This is a genomic window from Leisingera sp. McT4-56 (genome assembly GCF_020514995.1).
Taxonomy (GTDB): domain Bacteria; phylum Pseudomonadota; class Alphaproteobacteria; order Rhodobacterales; family Rhodobacteraceae; genus Leisingera; species Leisingera aquaemixtae_A.
Genome location: NZ_JAJALF010000062.1, coordinates 1 through 1,637, shown reverse-complemented (window position 1 = coordinate 1,637; position 1,637 = coordinate 1). Strand labels below are relative to the sequence as shown.

Genomic DNA, 1,637 nt, shown 5'->3' with positions numbered 1-1,637 from the left:
CATCGCCGACAAGGCGCTGGGCCGTGCCCACATCACCACCAACAAGAACGGCATCCCCTTCGACCCGGAAAAGCCGACCGTGACCTCGGGCCTGCGCCTGGGCACGCCCGCAGGCACCACCCGCGGCTTCGGCGAGGCGGAGTTCCGCCAGATCGCCGACCTGATCATCGAGGTGATCGACGGGCTGGCAGCCAACGGTGAAGAGGGCAACGCGGATGTGGAAGCGTCTGTCCGCGCCAAGGTCGCCGACCTCTGCGCCAAGTTCCCGCTCTATCCGAACCTGTAAGCCCTCCCGGGATTGCAACGGAACCGCCGCGGCCCAGCAGCCGCGGCGGTTTTTGTTTGGGGCAAAGGGGCAACAAGCCGCAGGGAAGGCCTTTGAAATTGCCGAGGGCCAGCAAAAAAATGGGAGCAAGGGAAAGCGGCTTGCGGGCGCTAACTGGGAGAACCGTACTCAGGTTTGGCTACGCGCGAAAGCATTGGGTGCGGCGGTAAAGTCTTGTATTGCATCGGCAGGCTGTGCCTAATCGTGCGGGACCGGCAGAAGCAAACGGACTAATCTCTTGTCAGACTCTCTATCCCTTTCGCATCGTGAAATGGAGCTGGTGGACGCTCTGCGGCGCCTGGGCGGATCTGCCCGCAGCGCGGAGCTGGCCAAGATGCTGGATGTCTCCGAAGAAACCGTGCGCCGCACTATCAAGGCACTGAACAAGGCGGGTGCCGTGCAGCGTGTGCACGGGGGCGCATTCCTGGCCGGACCGCAAAGCGCAACAAGCTTTGCACGGCGCATTTCTGAAAACCAGAAGGAAAAGGCGCGGATTGCGGCGCTGGCGGCCGCGCATGTGCGTGACGGGATGGCTCTTTTTCTGGATGTCGGCTCCACCACCGCGTTTGTTGCGGAGGAATTGCGCCAGAAATCGGGGCTGATCGTGGTGACCAATTCCATCGGGGCTGCGCAAACACTGGCGAACCACAATGGCAACCGGGTTCATTTTTTGGGCGGTGAAATGCAGAGCAATGAGCGCGGCACTTTCGGGTTTGTAGCCGAACGGCAGTTGCGCCGGTTCGCGCTTGATCTGGCGATCCTCTCAGCGGATGCGCTTTCTGCCAAGCACGGGGTGCTTTATCACAGCGCAGAGGAAGCCCAGCTGGCAAGTGTGGCCGCTGAATGTGCCCAGCAGGTTGCCATCGCCATCGCCCATCCCAAGTTCGCGGAGACCGCCCCGCACTGCGGGCCTGAGCCGCGCAGGATCGGTTTTTTGTTCACTGACCAGGATCCAGGCAAGAAGCTGTCCGCTGCCTTGGCGGACTGGGGGGTCAAAACGCAAGTTGCGCGTCCGGTGAAGGAAGGCTGAAACGTCAGCTGTTACACTGTGGCCGCAGCGCGGCCGTTCCGTTTTGCAGGATAGCGGAGTGCCGGGAATACCAGTTGCCGCCGCGGCTGGCTGGCACTAAGGCCGTTCCAGAGGCAACCCTGCCTCTGCTGACTGCAGCGTGCGGAAACTGACATGGCAATACTGACCTTTCTGATCAGCCTCGCGGGCGCGACGATGCTGCTTTTGTATGCGGTGCGGATGGTGCGGACCGGGATTGAGCGCAGCTACGGCGCTTCGTTCCAGCGGCTGCTGACCGGACGG

1 protein-coding gene and 1 pseudogene are annotated in these 1,637 nt (G+C 62.3%); both read left to right on the top strand.

Features of this window, described 5'->3' with window-relative positions; all coding sequences use genetic code 11:
- Window positions 1–286, top strand: a pseudogene (gene glyA, locus LHL23_RS23395) (serine hydroxymethyltransferase); the annotation flags it as partial.
- Window positions 287–596: 310 nt separating this feature from the next.
- A complete protein-coding gene (locus LHL23_RS23390) occupies window positions 597–1,355 on the top strand; it encodes a DeoR/GlpR family DNA-binding transcription regulator (RefSeq protein WP_222482650.1) in 759 nt (252 codons plus the stop codon).
- Window positions 1,356–1,637 lie beyond the last annotated feature (282 nt).